Origin of the sequence: Streptomyces sp. NPDC018000, from assembly GCF_044328025.1 — a bacterium.
GTDB lineage: Bacteria > Actinomycetota > Actinomycetes > Streptomycetales > Streptomycetaceae > Streptomyces.
This window is the reverse complement of record NZ_JBIRGM010000002.1, coordinates 215,394-231,449: the sequence shown is the minus strand read 5'-3', so window position 1 is coordinate 231,449 and position 16,056 is coordinate 215,394. Positions and strand designations below refer to the sequence as shown.

Sequence of the window (16,056 nt, the reverse complement as noted above, 5' to 3'; positions counted from 1 at the left end):
ACGAAGAGAAGGTGGTACGGCGCGCGGGTGCGCGACTTCGCGACACCTCTACCTCACGTATGGCGTTCGTATGCCGGCTCGTAGGCACTGGGTGGGTGCGCGTGTCGAGTCGTGGGTGCATCGAGTGGAGGGTGTCGCGTCAGGCTGCGAGTGCGTATACGGGTGGCGGCCCGCGCCTGATCACCATGTGCTGCAACGGGTCCCCGCTGGCGGGGACCGGGGCGTCGACCGCGGTACGGGGGGTGCGCGGCCCGGTCGCCGGGCCTCCGGGGAGTCCGGCGCGCAGGGCGTTCACGAGCGCGAGCGCGGCGCGCAGCGCACGCAGCCGGGCCCAGGCCGCTATCTGCTGAGCGCCGTGCGCGGAGAGCCGGGCCAGCCGGAACAGGGCGATCTCGCCGCGCCGCAGCAGCCAGCCGGTGGCCACGGCGGCCAGCAGGTGGCCGAGCAGCATGGGCAGGCTGGGCAGCAGACCGGCGAGGGCGGCCGGGTTCGAGCCGGATACGGAGGCCATGTGCTGGTGTCCGCCGGCCGCCACCGACGCCGGGTCGATGCCCGCGGTGGTGATGATGCGGCGGGCTTCGGCGGCGTTCAACTGCGCGGGTCCCGTGCCGCACACGAGGCTTGCCGCGAACCGGATCAGTGTGTCGTCGCCTGCCGCGGCGTCTGTCGAGGTGGTGTGCGTACCCACGCCGAAGAGGGTGTGCAGGGCGATCTGTCCGCCGGCCAGTGCGGCGGCGATGGACGGCAGTGAGCGCTCGCGTCCGGCGAGCGGTGCCGTCACCGCGAAAATCCCCAGGAATCCGGCGAGCAGGGTCCACCAGGGGACAGCCGCGCAGGATGCCAGGGAGTGACCTGCCGCGGAAAGCACAACACAGACCGCGGTGAACACCGCGGCCCTCAGGAGCCGCAGACCGGCTCCGGCGCGTGCGACAGGCATAGACATGGCGGGGCCATCATTGCACCGTGCCCCGGGCCTTCGTACGGCAGGTCCGGAAGGTCACCTTCCGTCCGACTGAATGCGGGCCGAGGCCGCTGTGGCCGGGTTTGGGCACCAGTCGGTGCCATCGGCCGGGTCTGGCATACACGGGTGTACGAAGTGCTGGTATCCGCCGAATGAGCGGTCTCACATCCGGTCTGTGCTTACGAACGGTCCTGCGCGGCAATACGTATCGGTATGTCGAGCCGCAGCCAGGAGGCTGGAGCATGAGCATCTGGTGGTCCCTCCATTTGCGGCGCGAGGCTGCGAGCGTTCCGCTCGCCCGTCGTTTCCTGCTGGGCGCGATGGAGACCGCGGGCGTGGATCCGGAGATCTCCTTCGACCTGTCGGTCGCGCTCAGCGAGGCCTGTGCCAACGCCGTTGAGCACGGAGGCGACCACAAGGCCCAGGGAGAGCAGAGCGTCGGCCGGGATCCTCGGGATGTCTGGGACGAAATGCCGGGGACGGCCTGTGGGCAGTACCGGGTCACCGCTTATCTGGACGGCGAGAAGTGCCGTATCGAGGTCACCGACTCGGGGCCCGGTTTCCCCGCCCGGCGCATGAGGCGCACTTCCGCCCATCAGCACGATCCCCAGCACTACCCGCCACTCAGTGCGGAAGACGGCCGGGGGCTCTGTCTGATCGAGCAGCTCGCCGATCACGTCCACTTCGGCAACCGTCCCGGCCGTGGTGCCGTGGTGAGCTTCGACAAGGTCCTGAAATGGCGGGAGGGCGCCCTGCTCATGGTGTCCTGAGCGGGGCGCCCTTCGACGCGCAGGGGTCCGTCGCCGGACGTGCCGGAGGTTCCGGATCAGCCCTTGAGCCGAGCCATCCACGCCTCGACCTCGTCGGCCCGGCGCGGCAGCTTGTCGGAGAGATTCCGGTTGCCGTCCTCGGTGACGAGGATGTCGTCCTCGATCCGGACACCGATGCCCCGGTACTCCTCGGGGACGGTCAGGTCGTCGGCCTGGAAGTACAGACCGGGCTCGACCGTGAGGCATACGCCGGGCTCAAGCGTTCCGTTGACGTACGTCTCGGTGCGCGCGGCGGCGCAGTCGTGGACGTCCATGCCGAGCATGTGGCCGGTGCCGTGCAGCGTCCAGCGGCGCTGGAGGCCCAGCTCCAGGACCTTGTCCACGGACAGATCGCCCAGCAGGCCCCACTCGACGAGCTTCTCGGCGAGCACGCGCTGCGCGGCGTCATGGAAGTCGCGGTAGTCGGCACCGGGCTTGACGGCCGCGATGCCCGCTTCCTGGGCCTCGTACACGGCGTCGTAGATCTTCCGCTGCAGCGGCGTGAACGTGCCGTTGATCGGAAGGGTGCGCGTCACGTCGGCGGTGTAGAGGTCATTGGTCTCCACACCGGCGTCGAGCAGCAGCAGCTCGCCGGAGCGCACCGCGCCGTCGTTGCGCACCCAGTGCAGGGTGGTGGCGTGCGGGCCGGCCGCGCAGATCGAGCCGTAGCCGATGTCGTTGCCCTCGATGCGGGCGCGCAGGAAGAAGGTGCCCTCGATGTAACGCTCGCTCGTCGCCTCGGCCTTGTCGAGGACCTTGACGACGTCCTCGAAGCCGCGTGCAGTGGCGTCGCAGGCCTTCTGCAGTTCGGCGATTTCGAAGGCGTCCTTGACCAGTCGGGCCTCGGAGAGGAAGACACGCAGTTCCTCGTCGCGCTCCGCGGTGACCTTGTCGGTCAGCGCGGCCTCGATGCCGACGTCGTGGCCGCGGACGTTACGGACCGGGCCGGTGGCCTCGACCAGCGCGGCCGGGAGCTCGCGCACGTCCTTCGCCGGGATGCCCAGCAGCTGCTCGGCCTCGGTGAGGGAGTGGCGCCGGCCGACCCACAGCTCGCCCTGGCCGTCGAGCCAGAACTCGCCGTTCTCGCGGTTGGACCGCGGCAGCAGGTGGATGGTCGCCTCGTGCCCGTCCTGGGTCGGCTCCATTACGAGGACGCCGTCCTGGGTCTGGTCGCCGGTGAGGTACGCGTACTCGGTGGAGGGGCGGAAGGCGTACTCGGTGTCATTGGAACGGGTCTTCAGCTTGCCCGCGGGGATGACCAGACGCTCACCGGGGAAACGCGCGGAGAGCGCTGCGCGGCGGGCGGCCGTGTGCTCGGCCTGAGCGATGGGTTCGAGGCCATGCAGCTCGGTATCGGCCCAACCGGACTTCATGTTCGCGGCGAGTTCATCGGAGACGCCCGGGTACAGGCCGTTCTTCCGCTGCTTGACCGTCTCTTCTTCGGTCTCCGGGTTCTCCGGGGTGAGCTCCTCAGCCACGATTTGTCTCTCCTTGATACGACACTGGACCCGTCCATCGTACGGGCGTACGGAAGGGGGCACAGGGCCGGAAGACCTGTTACACAGCTTGGCCGGGGCGGGCCGCACAGCGCGGCCGGGGCGAGCCGGCTCAGTCGAAGCGGGCGGCCAGAATGACGGCCTCCTCCATGCCGTTGCCCTGACCGGGCCCGTCCGGCAGCACGGTCCGCAGAACATGGTCGGCAACGGACCCGGCGTCGTCACGCAGCGCCTTCGGTACGCACGCCGCCGCCGAGTGGAGCCGTGCGTACGCCCGGTCCATCGAGTCGCCGGTGCGGCGCAGCAGCCCGTCGGTGTAGAGGAGTACGGTCTCGCCGGGCGCGAGGGCGATCTCTACGCTGGGTGCCTCCCAACAGGCGAGCATGCCCAGCGGTGCGGAGACCGACGTCTCGACGAACTCGGTGCGCAGGTCGCCGATCACGAGCGGTGGGGTGTGGCCGGCCCCGGCCAGCAGGATCGTGCGGCGGGCGGGTTCGCAGTAGGCGAACAGGGCTGTCGCCGAACGGGCGGGTTCGGTCAGCCGCAGCAGCAGTTCCAGATCCGAGAGCACGGCGACCGGATCCTCGCCCTCCATCACCGCGTACGCCCGCAGACCGGCACGCAGCCTGCCCATGGCGGCCAGGGCGCTCGGGCCGGAGCCGTTCACCGAGCCCACGGCAAGGCCGAGTGCACCTTCCGGCAGGGCCAGCGCGTCGTACCAGTCGCCGCCGCCCTGCGGTGCCGTGCGATGGCGTGCGGCCAGCTGTACTCCGGTGACCCGCGGCATTCGGCTGGGCAGCAACTCCTCCGTGACGGTGGCGACATCTGCCCTGGCCCGCTCCAGCTCCAGCAGCCTGGCCAGGTGCTCGCCGGCGTATCCGGCGTAGAGGCCGACGAGATGGCGCTGGCGTTCCAGTGGTTCGGCGGGTTCGTCGTACAGCCACACGGCGACACCGAGATTGCCGGTCGCCTCGGCGGTGAGCGGCAGGGTGTAGCTGGCGGCGTATCCGAGCCGGGCGGCGACCTCGCGGCGGCGGGAGTCCAGGCTGGTGTCGCCGAGCAGATCGGAGGTGGTCTGCGCTCCTTCGGCGTCCGGGAGTCCTTCCAGGATCCGGCCGTAGGAGGTGGCGCTGCGCGGCACCGTCTCGATGTGTCCGAGCTCGGCATGGGCGAGTCCGAGGCCGATGGTGCTTACGGGGCCGCGGCGGTCGGACGGTTCGAAGACGGCAAGACCGCGGCGGGCACCGACCAGGGCGGCTCCGGCGTCCAGCAGTTCGTGCAGCGCGTCCTCGAGTGTGCTGGTTCTGGCGAGTCGCTCGGTGAGCTCGTGCAGCGTGGTGAGGTCGGAGACCCAGCCGGCCAGCCGGTCCTGGGTGAACGCTCCGGGCGCGGCCGGTACTCCGGGGGCGGCCGGTACTCCGGACAGAGAACCGGCAGTATGCGCTGAAACAGGAACCATGCGATCGATTCCAGCCACTTTCGGTAGGTGCGGGGCGCTCATGGCAGTGGGCTTTCCCGCCGGTGTGTTTCGTCGAATAGCATCGCAAACCCCCATGTCATTCTGCGCCGCTATCAGTGCATCCACGTGTACACGCAGCGTCCACATGTACACGTACAAGTAAGGCCATGTCCAGCATTGTCCCTGCGGGATTCGTGGTGTCCAAGTGACTCATAAGTTGGCCAAAAAATGCACCCTATGGCGGCAATTTGGGGTCGACTGGGTGCGCTCGACAGGGGGTGTCCTCGGGGTGAAGTCCCAGGGAGAGCGTCATTTCGGGCACGCTGGGTACGTAATCGGTGATGACCAGGGGCAGTTCTGATCGCCCCGGAACCTGGCAGCGGGCCCGGACGTCCTCATCTGTGACGGTCACGCCCGCACCCCCGAGTGGCGGGGTTTGCGCGTTGGGACGGCAGGCGCGATGTATGCGCTGCTCCTCGCCATGCTTGTGTCCCGGACACGTCTCGCCCTTGCTCGACCCGGCTCAGCGCATGCTCGGTACCGACGACCCACCCGTACCGCAGATTTGAAGAGCATGTACGCACAGTGAAGTGATGAACGCGCGTTGTGATGCGCGCGTGGTGTGATGTGGACCCTCGGCGTTCAACGGAAAGGAACGAGCGCTCATGCGCGAGATCCTCGGAAGGCGACGCAGGCTCCGGCTCCGGCGCAGGGCAAGGCCTGCCCAACTGGACGCGGTCCTGACCTGTGCCACCGCATGGCAGTGGCCCGTGCTCCCCGGAGTGGGACTCGAGGCGGCCGGCGGCCGCGGTGGTCGTGACCGTGGCTGTGCCTGTCCCGATCCCGAGTGCGCCGTGCCCGGCGCACATCCCTTCGATCCCGGCCTCCTCGCGGCGACCACCGACGAGCGCATGGTGCGCTGGTGGTGGGCCAACCGGCCCACCGCCCCGATCGTGCTGGCCACCGGCGGCCGCGCCCCGTGCGCGCTGAGCTTGCCGGCCGTGGCCGCCGCCCGGGCGCTGGCCGAGCTGGACCGGATGGGCACGCGGCTCGGCCCCGTGGTGGCGACGCCGACCCGGTGGTCGCTGCTGGTCGCCCCCTACACCCTCGAACGGCTCGGCGAGCTGCTGCACGCCAAGGACTGGGTGCCCAGCTCGCTGCGTTTCCACGGCGAGGGCGGCTATCTCGTCCTTCCGCCGTCAGAGGTGGGGGCAGGGCAGGTGCGCTGGGAACGGGCTCCTTCCCCGAGCTCCCGGCTGCGCTCGGACAGGGGAGAGCCCGCCCCCGGATCCGCCGCGCCGTGGCTGCCGGATGTGGGGACGCTGCTCGACGCACTGGTCGAGGCGAGCAACAGCGCACCGGACGGCGGCAGTCGGCTCGCCTACTGACGAGTGGCCGGCGGGTGGTTACCGGTTGCACCGCTCCGCCCGGTTGCGAAATTCGTGGTCGGCTCACTCATTCGGACGTGAGCCGACCTGAGTTCCCGGAGTAAGAGGGCGTGCGGCACCGGGGTGTTCATATTCGGCCGACATCTTCAGCGAACCGTTACGAATTCGGGCGAAGCCGACGGGCATCGATGGACGCTGACAGGTGGGCTACTACATGCAGCGCCGGTCTCATGTCGGTCGATGCAAAGTCTGCCGCTGCAAAGTGCTTTGACGGAGGGATTTCTGATGGATCTTCAGGACTCTTGCGAGGCATTCTTCGAAGATCTATTCGAGCGGTTCCGTGGAAGGGTATCCGCAAGGGAGTGACAACTTCTGTCCGAGGTCGGTCGCTCCGGTGGAATCGGCGGTGCGTCGGCAAAGGAGGCTCCGCCGCCGATGGCGAATCGTCAATCCGGGCTCCGCAGCGCCGGGTTGGCGACGGCGCACGGGCGCCGATCTGCCAGGCCCTGACGCGGAAGCAAGGGTCGGGCCGCACCGGCGAGGGGATCGTGCGCGGGCTCGTGCGCCGCATCGCGCGCTGTGCGCCGTACCCGGGAAATGAAAACGCCCGATCGCTGGCGACGGGGGATGCACCAGCGACCGGGCTTCTAGAACGGTAACAAGAGATCTGCCATTCGCAAATTCGATCTCACGTATTAGGACAGTGATCTACCTGCGAGTACGGCGAGTTGTGACACGCGTCACCGAACGGCCCCGGGGGTCGTCACTGTCAGCTGAGCGTCACTTGGCGATTGGTGAGCCCGCCACGAGCCCGCCGCTCCTCGGCGGTGAGCGGCGCATCCGAGGCGAGCGCCGCCGCCAGCCGCTCCGCGAGCTCGGCCGCGGGCTTCTCGCACTCCGCGGCCCCCATCGCGCTCGGCAGATCCCAGACCGGGACCATCAGCCCGTGCGCCCGGAAGGAACCGACCAGCCGCGTCCCTTCGCCCAGCGAGGAGGTGCCGGCAGCGTGCAGTCGGGCGAGCGCGTCGAGAAGTTGCTCCTCGGGGTGCGGCATGACCCAGCGCAGGTGGTTCTTCTCCGGGGTCTCGCACCAGTACGCGGCGTCCACGCCGGAGAGCAGCACCGTCGGGATCGCCGCCTCGTTCGCGCGCTCCAGGGATGCGGACACCTCGGGCGTGGCGTTCTCCGCGTCCGGAACCCAGAACTCGAAACCGGAGTGGACAACCGGCTCGAACGCCGCCTCGGGGTCGAGTACGTCCTGCAGCCGCGGACCGTCGGCCGGTGCGCGCCGGGCGGCCACGGGCGAACCGGGCTCGGCGTCCAGCGCCCGCTGCAGCGTGTCCGCGAGGTCACGGCTGAGGTCACCGGACGGGGTGTCGTTCTGCAGGGCGAGCAGTACCGAGCCGTCGTCGCGGCGGAGCGCCGGCCAAGCCATCGGCAGGACCGTCGCGAGCGTCACGGAGGGCACGCCCTCGGGCAGCCCGTCCTTCAGTGTCAGCTCGACCGTGGCAGCGGGCACCAGCTCGCGCAGAGCCACCCAGTCGCACTCGCCGGCCAGGCCCTCGAAGGGGCGGTGGACGAGCTCGGTCACCGCCTGGGCGGCGGCGCGGCCGTGACACGCCTTGTAGCGGCGGCCCGAACCGCACGGGCAGGGCTCGCGAGCCCCTACCACCGGGATCTCACCGTCCTTGAGCTGCTGCTTCCCGGCCTTGGTCTGAGGGCGCTTCTTGGCCATGGTGGGCTTTCTCCCGGTTGCGACAGTGCGGTCTGGGCCGTGAGCCTAGCGGCCCGTGTCGCGTCCGGAACGCATCCGCCTGAGCGCCGGGCGGTACAGGAGTGCGAACCGCGCGCGTATGCCTCTCCGTCGACACGCGTGCGGGCGCTCGTACCGCCGCTGCCTGCGCAGGCATCCGTACCCGTACGGGAACGTCAGCCCGCGTCGTCGAAGGTGTCGGCGAAGCCCAGCCCGTCGAGCCCTGACACGCCAGGCACGCCTTGTGCTCCGGACGCCCGCCTGTGCCCCTCGCTGACGAGGACCCAGACGGTGACCTCGCCCGACGAGCTGTCGCGTACGCCCCACTCCTCGGCGAGCGCGCTGATGATGTTGAGCCCGCGGCCGCCGCGCGCCGTCACCGACGGTGTGGCCGGAATCGGTCGGGTCGGACCGCCTCCGTCCGTCACTTCGACGGTCAGGCCGCCCGTTCTGTCCACGCGCCATGCAGCGCGGACGTCGCCGTCACCCACATCTGTGTGCCGCCCCAGCGGCCTGCCGTGCCGACAGGCATTGCTGAGTAGTTCGGAAAGGATCAATTCAGCATCGTCGACGACCGAGTCCGGCACCCCGTAGCTGCGCAGTTGCTCGCGCATCCGGTGCCGCGCCTGCCCCACGCCCGCAGGACCATGGGGTACGGCCATGCTCGACGACGTCAGCACTTCCTGTGCCACCACCAACGCCACCCCCGAGACCTCCTTTGCCCCACGCCACGGAGTGGATGCCCTCCTGAACTGGACCGGAAACCGGACAATCGCCCGGCAATGACGCACTCGTAACGATCGAATACGGTTCGAATGCGCCGGTGCACTCCGTGTAACTGATGTTAAGAGCGTCCCAGTTGTGACAGAACCTGCTTCGGGCGGTTCGTGATGATTGCCTCGACGCCGAGATCGATGCAGAGCTCGACGTCCTCGGGTTCGTTGACCGTCCAGACGTGCGCGCGATGTCCCGCACGGTGCAGCCGCTCGATGTAGCCGGGGTGGCTGCGTACGATCCGCATCCCCGGACCGGCGATCCGAGCCCCGGCCGGCAGTCGCCCGTCACGCAGGCGCGGCGAGACGAACTGCATCAGGTAGACGGTGGGCAGGGTGGGGGACGCGGCCTGGATGCGGTACAGGGAGCGTGCCGAGAAGCTCATGATCCGTACCGGTGAAGGGCCGTCGGCCGGCGGGACGTCGAGTTCGAAGAGCTTCAGCAGATGCAGCAGCCGTTCTTCGACCTGGCCCGCCCAGCGGGTGGGGTGCTTGGTCTCGATGGCCAGTTGGAGCGGGCGCCCGGCGGCCCGTGTCTCGGCGACCAGTTCGAGCAGTCGCTCCAGAGTGAGTACGGAGGTGAGTTCTCCCGGCACCGGATCCCAGTCCGGGGACTCCGACTCCTCGCGGTCCTTCCAGGAGCCGAAGTCGAGGGCCGCGAGCTCGGAGAGCTCCAGCGTGGAGACGGCGCCTCGGCCGTTGGAGGTGCGATTCACCCGGCGGTCGTGTACACAGACGAGGTGGCCGTCAGCGGTGAGCCGTACATCGCACTCCAGTGCGTCGGCGCCGTCCTCGATCGCCTTCCGGTATGCCGCCAGGGTGTGCTCGGGGGCGTCGTCGGACGCGCCTCGGTGGGCGATGACCTGGATGGAATGGTGCATGGATTGCTGCCGTGCGTGGGTCACTGAGTCATGGTGTCACCGAGCGGCGTCCGCTGCGTACAGCTTGCGCCACGGGTATCCGCACCTTGCGTCGCGGCTGTGCACACCTCGGGCCGAGAGACCGTTTTGCCGGATGTAAAGATGGGAGGTGCGGATGCACAGGTCCTGTTTACAGTGGCCTGACGTGCCTTGGGAAAAGCTGTCCCTGACACGTACGCAGCGGATCTCTTGCCGAAAATGATGTGGAACCGAGGAGTTAAAGAGCTGTGAGCACAGAGAACGAGGGCAACGAGGGCACCGCGGCCAATGCCGTTCCGTCCGTACCTCCAGTGCCGGCCGATGCTCCTCAGGGGTCACCTGAGAGCACGCCCGCGTCCACGCCCGACGCCTCGGCGTACATGAAGACGCAGGACGCGGCAGCCGCACAGCAGTCGCCCCGGACGCAGCAGCCGTTCTCTCCGACGGAGGAACCGGCCGCCGCGACCACCCCCATGGCTTCCATGCCGGGTACGCCTCCCCCCGGGCTCCAGTCGGCCGCCGAAGCCAACTGGCCCCCGCCGCCCCCGCCCGCCGTCCCCGTGTACGCGCACCACGGCGCGGACGGCGGCGGTGCCGGTCCGGTCTGGGGCGCCTCGGCCCAGCTCCACTCCCCCGAAGGCCCGCGCAAGCGGCGCAGGGGCGGCTTGATGGCCGCAGTGGTAGTGGCGGCGCTGATCGCGGGCAGTGCCGGCGGCGCCCTCGGCTACTGGGCGGCCGACCGGAACGGCAACGGTTCGACCACGGTCGCGGCGTCGGACAACCCGCAGGACCTCAAGCGCGATCCCGACACGGTCGCGGGCGTGGCCGCAAAGGCGCTGCCGAGCGTGGTCACCATTGATGCGCAGGGCGGTGACGGCGAGGGCGGTACGGGCACCGGCTTCGTGTACGACAAGCAGGGCCACATTCTTACGAACAACCACGTGGTGGCCTCCGCTGCGGACAACGGCCAGCTCACGGCGACGTTCTCCAACGGCAAGAAGTACAACGCCGAGGTGGTCGGCCGGGCACAGGGCTACGACGTCGCCGTGCTGAAGCTGAAGAACCCGCCGTCGGGGCTCGCCCCCCTGCCCCTCGGCGACTCGGACCAGGTCGCGGTCGGTGATTCGACGATCGCGATCGGCGCCCCGTTCGGTCTGTCCAACACAGTGACCACGGGCATCATCAGCGCCAAGAACCGCCCGGTCGCCTCCGGCGACGGTTCCGGTGGCAGCAACTCGTACATGAGCGCCCTGCAGACCGACGCCTCGATCAACCCGGGCAACTCCGGTGGCCCGCTGCTCGATGCGCGCGGAGCGGTCATCGGCATCAACTCGGCCATCCAGTCGACCGGCAGCGGTATGGGTCAGACCCAGGCGGGCTCCATCGGCCTCGGCTTCGCAATCCCGATCAACCAGGCGACGAACGTTGCACAGCAACTGATCAAGACCGGTCAGCCGGTCTACCCGGTGATCGGTGCCACGGTCACGATGGACGAGAGGACCGGCGGCGCTGCCATTGCCGAGCAGGGCGCGGGTGGTACGGCGGCCGTGGCGAAGGGCGGTCCTGCGGACAAGGCCGGCCTCAAGCCGGGCGATGTCATCACGAAATTCGACGACACCGTGATCGACAGCGGCCCGACCCTGATCGGTGAGATCTGGACCCACAAGCCCGGCGACCGGGTGACACTGACCTACAAGCGCGACGGCAGGACGGCAACGGCCGAAGTCACCCTGGGGGAGCGCAAGGGCGACAGCTGACCGGCTAGGCTGTCCTCGCATCAACCTCGGTCCATCGACCGAGGCGCGGGGTGGGTTGCCCGAGCGGCCTAAGGGAACGGTCTTGAAAACCGTCGTGGCGCGAGTCACCGTGGGTTCAAATCCCACACCCACCGCCAGGTCAGAGAAGTAGCAGGTCAGAGGGCGGGTCTCCGGTCTGGAGGCCCGCCCTCTGCGTTCACCCTGTCTCACCCCGTACCGCATGTTTCCCGAGGCTGACCAGTGCGTGTGGCCAACCTGTGGCCAAGTTGGCCGCGGTGGTCAGGCGTCCCGGCGGGTCTCCAGGGCGGCATCGATCATGCGGTTCGACGCGTCCTGATGGCCTCGGAGCAGCTTTGCGTAGAACTTCCACAGGACGTCCGGACTGTGGCCGGCACGACGGGCGACCTCCACCGGGTCCACCCCGGCCTTGATCCAGAGCGACACGCAGGCGTGCCGCAGGGAGTACGGCACCTCCGCGAGGGGCGTTTCCACCTCCTCAGGGGACAGGCTTTTCGCTCGGGCCGCCTGCCACACCTCGGTGTATTCCGTGGACCGGACCCGCCTGCCCCTCACCGCGCGGAACAAGCGTCCGTCCGGGGCTGTCCCATGCGAGCGCGGAAGGGCTCCACCGTCTCGTTCCTGGCGCGGCGCCTCATGCGGATGATGACGGGGGCATAGCCTGCCCGAGTTGCCGGGCCAGCGTACGGCCCCCTGAACATGCCCGACCCCAACCCGAACAGGACACCGGCCAAAGCCGCTCCGGCCGGCCGCGTGGAAACCCGCGCCTGCATGAGCGAACGGCCAGAGCATGGGCGGTGGTTGGCGCGTGAAGACTCCGACACTCAGGGTGGGCGCCGGGAGCAGGGGGAGGGGTGCGTGCGGGAGCCCGGAACTATCCGCGGGGACCGGGGGAGCCACGCTGCCTTCCGGACGCTTCCGCGACCCACGTTCGCCAGACGTGGCGCGTGTTCGGTACATCGGGGCGATCGAGAAGCCAGAGGACGTAGCCGGCGTGAAGGCGTGCCCATGGGTTGTCCGAGGCGGCGGCCGTGCCGAGCCTGTGGCGGAGATCCTCGCCGTCGACTGCTCGTGCGACGCGAACGTACTCGCGGTCCTTGCAGCGATAGGCCCGCTGGACGACGATCTCGACGAGGTCGATGAGCTTCGCCCTGGTCGGTTGATCATGGTCGGCAACGGCCATGCGGCGGATAAGCGACTGTTTCGTGCCCCATGCCTTTGCATGCTCTGTCCACTCGCGGGGGAACCGCGCTTCCCACTCCAGGAAGAGAAGCGCGTAGGGCAGGCTCGGCCCGTGGGCGCCCTCGCCCACCCACAGTCCTTCGGGCACGGAATGGCTACACATGTCTGCGTACACCTCGCGCGCCCGCCTGAAGGTCGGCTCCTGATACTGCTCCTCCGGTCCCAGCGGCCTCGTGAGATGCCACAACTCGTTCCACCGGTCGAGAGCCGCCCAGGCATTCCTCCGGGCCCCATCCAGATGAGCGAGTGCCACCTCTCGCTCAGCGGGATCGTCGGCTATGAGGCCGAACGCCCAGCCCAATCGTGTGCGCCAGGCGTCGGCCTCGTCGCTATCCGAGCCTGCCCCGGCCGCCCCGTTCGTCATGCCGGAGATCATCTCTCAGGCCGCGACGACGTACATCACGCACGCCTACAACACACGCATCGATGGTGACGAGGCGCGGTGATTCGGCGGATCACCCAAGAGGCACTGGACAGGTTGCGACCTCGCAGCGTCCCAGATCCGGCGGTTACGCCGCTGTGGTGTGGATGAAGCCGAGGGAGGTCAGTCCATCGGCCTGGCACAGCCGGTCAGAGGGGCCGCCGACCTCGGTCTGGAGGAGTTGGTAGGCGGCGCCGTGGGACTGGCCCCAGTGCATCGCCGCCCGCCACAGGATGCGTCCCAGACCCTGGCCTCGGGCCTCGGGCAGGACGGCGAAGTACTGGGGCATGAGTTGGGGGCGTTCGATGGCATCGGGGAGCACCTCCATGGGGCCGATCGCGCCCACGACGCGGTCCTCGACGGCGGCGGCGAGGACCGGGCCGCACCGGCCGGCCTGCATCTGGGTGTGGAGGAAGGCCAGGCCATCGCCCGCCATGGCCTCGGCAAACGGGGCGAAGGTGTCCTGCACAGTGGCCGGCCAGTCGGTCACGGGGCGGACCGGACCGCTGGGATCGGGGCAGGGGCCGGCAGTGAAGTCCTTCAGCTGGATGCGGGTACCGCGCGGGTGTGCGGTCCCGGGGCCGAGGGGGCGTACGACCCGGGCGTTGACCACATCGTGCGCGGCGGCGAGCTTGGCGGCCAGCTCGGCGGCCTCATCCACGACGCTGTCGCGGAGCCCGTAGGCGAAGACCTTCACAGTGCCGCGTCCGCGCTGGGTCAGGGTGGGGATGAGGGTGTGCTCGGGCTGGTGCACCACGTCCTCGCGGAGGACTTTCTCGTCCTTCTCGCCGCCCCAGCGCCGGTCCTTGTCGTAGGGCAGGAAGTCCCCGGTGTCGGCTGCTCGCAGGATGTCCTCGAAGATGCCGACGGTCAGGGCGTCGGGGTGGACGGGACTAAGAGTCGGCACGATCGGTGCGGTCAGTACGGGCCGGAGCCAGTCCCAGCGGAAGAACATGAGCGGCACCCTAGCGGTGGGCCGGTCAGGGCTCAGGCCCCGACGCGAGTACGCCGGGGCCTGAACAGAGTTGACCGGATCGTGTCGATCAGTGGGGGTTGTCGTCACCGGCGTCGCAGGAGCACTCCGCGCTTTCCACGATCACGTCGAGGTCCTGGACGGCGGTGATCGACGCGGTCGCGACGGGCGGGGCCGCGCGGCGGGCCGAGATCGGCGGGCCGGGGAGGATGGTCACCGGTACGGGCGGGGTCATGAGGCGTTCTCCTTGTCTCCGTGTTGGCAGTAGCTGTGCAGCGGCGCCTTCGCCTCCTGGTAGTGCTTGGCCAGGGGGCGGCAGACCCGGCAGGTGCCGGACAGGGCGCAGCCTTCGCACCCACCGGTGCGAAGCATGAGGCGGTCGGCGATGGCGCCGAGCCGGGTGAGGCCGTCGATGCCTTCGGCCATGAGGTCGATCTGGTCGTCGCGGCCGACCTTGCAGATCGAGACCTTGGCGTGGGGGTCGGCGTGGAAGAAGGTGTGTCCCGCGTTGCAGCCGGCGAACGGCTTGCGCTGCCGCAGATGGGCGGCGGACTGGGCAAGCAGAGGCTCTCCGCCGCCGTAGATCGTGGGCGTCATGTTCGTGTATGCGTGGTTCTCGACGTTCCACTCGTCGGCGAGGGCGGCCATCTCGTCGGCCTCGGAGGCGTTGTCCTCGGTCACGACGACGTTGATGCGCAGCGGCAGGCACGCCTCGCGTGCGGCGTCGATGCCGCGCCGGAACGCCTTCCACGCCCCGCGGCGCTGGGTGAGCGTGTCGAAGGACTCTTCGCTCGCCCCGTACATGCTGACGACCAGCCGATAGGGCGGGCAGTCCCGGAAGAGCTTGAGGAGGTCCGGCCGCCAGAGCAGCGAGCCGTTGGTGGAGATGGTGAGCATCATCCCGGCCTGCCAGGCGTACCGGTAGGCGCCCTGGAAGTGGGGGTCCATGGTGGGTTCGCCGCCGGTGATCTGGAACCAGAGGACACCGGCCTCGCGCATGATGTCCAGCAGCCGCACCTTGTCGTCCCAGGCGAGGCCGGAGAAGGGGCGCTCGCCGAGGTAGCAGTGCTTGCAGCTGAAGTTGCAGCCGAGGTTGATCTCCCAGGAGGCCCGGCAGTAGGCGTACGGGGACGGCTCGCGCACCAGTACGGTGCCCTGCGCAGGTCGGCCGCCCAGGTCCAGGCCCCACACGTCGGAGGCGGTCTGCACCGTCCAGGTGGGAAGCGACTCACCGTCGGCAGCGGCCTGGCGCAGGTCCTCGAAGTGGTCGGCGGAGATGCGGGCGCCGGCCCGTGCTCCCGGCTTGAGGAGAAGGTGTCCGTCGAGGAACGGGGAGGCGATCAGAGCGTGGGCCATCGGTGGCCCTCCTTTCGGATCACGGAGCGGGACAGCACACGGGGCTCCTGGCGGCCGACGCAACAGTGGATCTCGCCCAGCCCGTTGCAGGTGCCGCAGGTTTTGCCGGACGAGTTGGCGCCGCTGCCACCGCAGTCCCCGCACTGTTCGTTGCGAGGCGAGTGAGGGCGCCGGGTCTTGTGCGGGCTCGCGATCAGTTGGGGCACGAGACCTCCTCCAGGGCGTCTTCCCAGGTGTGCTGCTTGGCGTGGTCGGCGAACAGACAGCAGCCCTCACCGTCAGGACCCGGGGCAGCCACCGGACAGTCCGGCAGTACGACAAGTTCCGCCTGGTCCGCCCCGTGCCAGCGGAGCCACAGCGCGGTCCCGTATGCGCCGGCGTCGGTGAGGAGACCGAAGTGCTCACCTTCGTCGTGCGCGGACAGCTGGCACTGCACTGCCCTGTCGACGTACTGGGCGGCTGACGTCTCCCGCGCTTCCCGTGCCAGGTCGAGGGGCACCCCGCGCCAGTGCACGCACCGCATCACGACACTCTCCGGAAGGATGAGACGGCCTTTCGGGCCTGCTGCGAGCACCGGGGGCAGACGCACGGCGGGTAGCGGCCCGGGTTCTCCGGGACCACCGGGTCCTCGCCCACGCGTACCTCCGTGAGAGGCCCCCACGTCTGGCCGGAGTCGCGGGAGACCCGCAACGTCATCCGTACGTCGTCCTGTCCGTTCGCCATGGCCAGGAGCATCGCGATCCGCAGGCCC

Annotated in this window: 15 protein-coding genes and 1 tRNA gene; 4 read left to right on the top strand and 12 right to left on the bottom strand. The window is 69.4% G+C overall.

The features are described 5' to 3' along the window. Nucleotides 1–139 precede the first annotated feature (139 nt). The gene (locus ACH4EW_RS05600) at nucleotides 140–943 is read right to left on the bottom strand and encodes a hypothetical protein (protein ID WP_398251804.1); all 804 of its coding nucleotides are present in this window, start codon (nucleotides 941–943) and stop codon (nucleotides 140–142) included. A gap of 260 nt (nucleotides 944–1,203) precedes the next feature. Between ACH4EW_RS05600 and ACH4EW_RS05595 the strand changes: the two genes are divergently transcribed. Next, nucleotides 1,204–1,731, top strand: a complete 528-nt coding sequence (locus tag ACH4EW_RS05595; RefSeq protein WP_398251801.1) for an ATP-binding protein — start codon at nucleotides 1,204–1,206, stop codon at nucleotides 1,729–1,731. A gap of 56 nt (nucleotides 1,732–1,787) precedes the next feature. Here the strand turns inward: ACH4EW_RS05595 and ACH4EW_RS05590 are convergent, their stop codons facing one another. Together ACH4EW_RS05590 and ACH4EW_RS05585 are read right to left on the bottom strand one after the other, a co-directional pair. Next, on the bottom strand, nucleotides 1,788–3,248 hold the full coding sequence (locus ACH4EW_RS05590; RefSeq protein WP_398251798.1) for an aminopeptidase P family protein: 1,461 nt from the start codon (nucleotides 3,246–3,248) through the stop codon (nucleotides 1,788–1,790). A 130-nt stretch (nucleotides 3,249–3,378) separates the two neighbouring features. Continuing rightward, nucleotides 3,379–4,872: a PP2C family protein-serine/threonine phosphatase gene (locus ACH4EW_RS05585; RefSeq protein WP_398253277.1), complete on the bottom strand. Its 1,494-nt coding sequence runs from the start codon at nucleotides 4,870–4,872 to the stop codon at nucleotides 3,379–3,381. Between the two features lie 518 nt (nucleotides 4,873–5,390). Between ACH4EW_RS05585 and ACH4EW_RS05580 the strand changes: the two genes are divergently transcribed. Continuing rightward, a complete protein-coding gene (locus ACH4EW_RS05580) occupies nucleotides 5,391–6,113 on the top strand; it encodes a bifunctional DNA primase/polymerase (protein WP_398251796.1) in 723 nt (240 codons plus the stop codon). A 769-nt stretch (nucleotides 6,114–6,882) separates the two neighbouring features. Here ACH4EW_RS05580 and ACH4EW_RS05575 read toward each other — a convergent pair. From ACH4EW_RS05575 to ACH4EW_RS05565, 3 genes are all read right to left on the bottom strand, one after another. Next, nucleotides 6,883–7,848: a DUF5926 family protein gene (locus ACH4EW_RS05575; protein ID WP_398251793.1), complete on the bottom strand. Its 966-nt coding sequence runs from the start codon at nucleotides 7,846–7,848 to the stop codon at nucleotides 6,883–6,885. A 194-nt stretch (nucleotides 7,849–8,042) separates the two neighbouring features. Then, entirely contained in the window at nucleotides 8,043–8,657 is a 615-nt protein-coding gene (locus tag ACH4EW_RS05570; RefSeq protein ID WP_398251790.1) for an ATP-binding protein, read from the bottom strand. A gap of 53 nt (nucleotides 8,658–8,710) precedes the next feature. Beyond that, complete coding sequence (locus tag ACH4EW_RS05565) at nucleotides 8,711–9,520, bottom strand: glycerophosphodiester phosphodiesterase (RefSeq protein WP_398251788.1); 810 nt, start codon at nucleotides 9,518–9,520, stop codon at nucleotides 8,711–8,713. A gap of 266 nt (nucleotides 9,521–9,786) precedes the next feature. Here ACH4EW_RS05565 and ACH4EW_RS05560 point away from each other — a divergent pair, with 266 nt between their 5' ends. Further along, nucleotides 9,787–11,295, top strand: coding sequence for a trypsin-like peptidase domain-containing protein (locus ACH4EW_RS05560; protein WP_398251786.1), 1,509 nt, complete (start codon nucleotides 9,787–9,789; stop codon nucleotides 11,293–11,295). Nucleotides 11,296–11,344: 49 nt separating this feature from the next. After that, nucleotides 11,345–11,432: transfer RNA gene (locus ACH4EW_RS05555), tRNA-Ser, on the top strand. Between the two features lie 142 nt (nucleotides 11,433–11,574). On the opposite strand, the gene ACH4EW_RS05550 is transcribed toward ACH4EW_RS05555, so the two are convergent. The 6 genes from ACH4EW_RS05550 to ACH4EW_RS05525 form a co-directional block, all read right to left on the bottom strand. Then, nucleotides 11,575–11,787 (bottom strand): hypothetical protein, encoded by a 213-nt coding sequence (locus ACH4EW_RS05550; RefSeq protein ID WP_398251784.1) that lies wholly within the window; start codon nucleotides 11,785–11,787, stop codon nucleotides 11,575–11,577. Between the two features lie 400 nt (nucleotides 11,788–12,187). After that, nucleotides 12,188–12,919 (bottom strand): hypothetical protein, encoded by a 732-nt coding sequence (locus ACH4EW_RS05545; RefSeq protein WP_398251781.1) that lies wholly within the window; start codon nucleotides 12,917–12,919, stop codon nucleotides 12,188–12,190. A gap of 145 nt (nucleotides 12,920–13,064) precedes the next feature. Next, on the bottom strand, nucleotides 13,065–13,931 hold the full coding sequence (locus tag ACH4EW_RS05540; protein WP_398251778.1) for a GNAT family N-acetyltransferase: 867 nt from the start codon (nucleotides 13,929–13,931) through the stop codon (nucleotides 13,065–13,067). Between the two features lie 88 nt (nucleotides 13,932–14,019). Beyond that, a complete protein-coding gene (locus ACH4EW_RS05535) occupies nucleotides 14,020–14,184 on the bottom strand; it encodes a hypothetical protein (RefSeq protein WP_398251775.1) in 165 nt (54 codons plus the stop codon). Then, entirely contained in the window at nucleotides 14,181–15,305 is a 1,125-nt protein-coding gene (locus ACH4EW_RS05530; RefSeq protein WP_398251772.1) for a radical SAM protein, read from the bottom strand. The genes ACH4EW_RS05535 and ACH4EW_RS05530 overlap by 4 nt, the downstream gene beginning before the upstream one ends. A gap of 193 nt (nucleotides 15,306–15,498) precedes the next feature. Then, nucleotides 15,499–15,828 carry a hypothetical protein gene (locus ACH4EW_RS05525; RefSeq protein WP_398253274.1) on the bottom strand — a complete coding sequence of 110 codons (330 nt, stop codon included), beginning with the start codon at nucleotides 15,826–15,828 and terminating at the stop codon, nucleotides 15,499–15,501. Nucleotides 15,829–16,056 lie beyond the last annotated feature (228 nt).

Bases quoted from the DNA above. Each gene is read 5' to 3' on its own strand.
- ACH4EW_RS05540 (WP_398251778.1), bottom strand. From the start codon at position 13,931: ATGTTCTTCCGCTGGGACTGGCTCCGGCCCGTACTGACCGCACCGATC.
- ACH4EW_RS05530 (WP_398251772.1), bottom strand. From the start codon at position 15,305: ATGGCCCACGCTCTGATCGCCTCCCCGTTCCTCGACGGACACCTTCTC.
- ACH4EW_RS05535 (WP_398251775.1), bottom strand. From the start codon at position 14,184: ATGACCCCGCCCGTACCGGTGACCATCCTCCCCGGCCCGCCGATCTCG.
- ACH4EW_RS05525 (WP_398253274.1), bottom strand. From the start codon at position 15,828: ATGCGGTGCGTGCACTGGCGCGGGGTGCCCCTCGACCTGGCACGGGAA.
- ACH4EW_RS05565 (WP_398251788.1), bottom strand. From the start codon at position 9,520: ATGCACCATTCCATCCAGGTCATCGCCCACCGAGGCGCGTCCGACGAC.
- ACH4EW_RS05600 (WP_398251804.1), bottom strand. From the start codon at position 943: ATGTCTATGCCTGTCGCACGCGCCGGAGCCGGTCTGCGGCTCCTGAGG.
- ACH4EW_RS05595 (WP_398251801.1), top strand. From the start codon at position 1,204: ATGAGCATCTGGTGGTCCCTCCATTTGCGGCGCGAGGCTGCGAGCGTT.
- ACH4EW_RS05545 (WP_398251781.1), bottom strand. From the start codon at position 12,919: ATGACGAACGGGGCGGCCGGGGCAGGCTCGGATAGCGACGAGGCCGAC.
- ACH4EW_RS05580 (WP_398251796.1), top strand. From the start codon at position 5,391: ATGCGCGAGATCCTCGGAAGGCGACGCAGGCTCCGGCTCCGGCGCAGG.
- ACH4EW_RS05585 (WP_398253277.1), bottom strand. From the start codon at position 4,872: ATGTGGACGCTGCGTGTACACGTGGATGCACTGATAGCGGCGCAGAAT.
- ACH4EW_RS05575 (WP_398251793.1), bottom strand. From the start codon at position 7,848: ATGGCCAAGAAGCGCCCTCAGACCAAGGCCGGGAAGCAGCAGCTCAAG.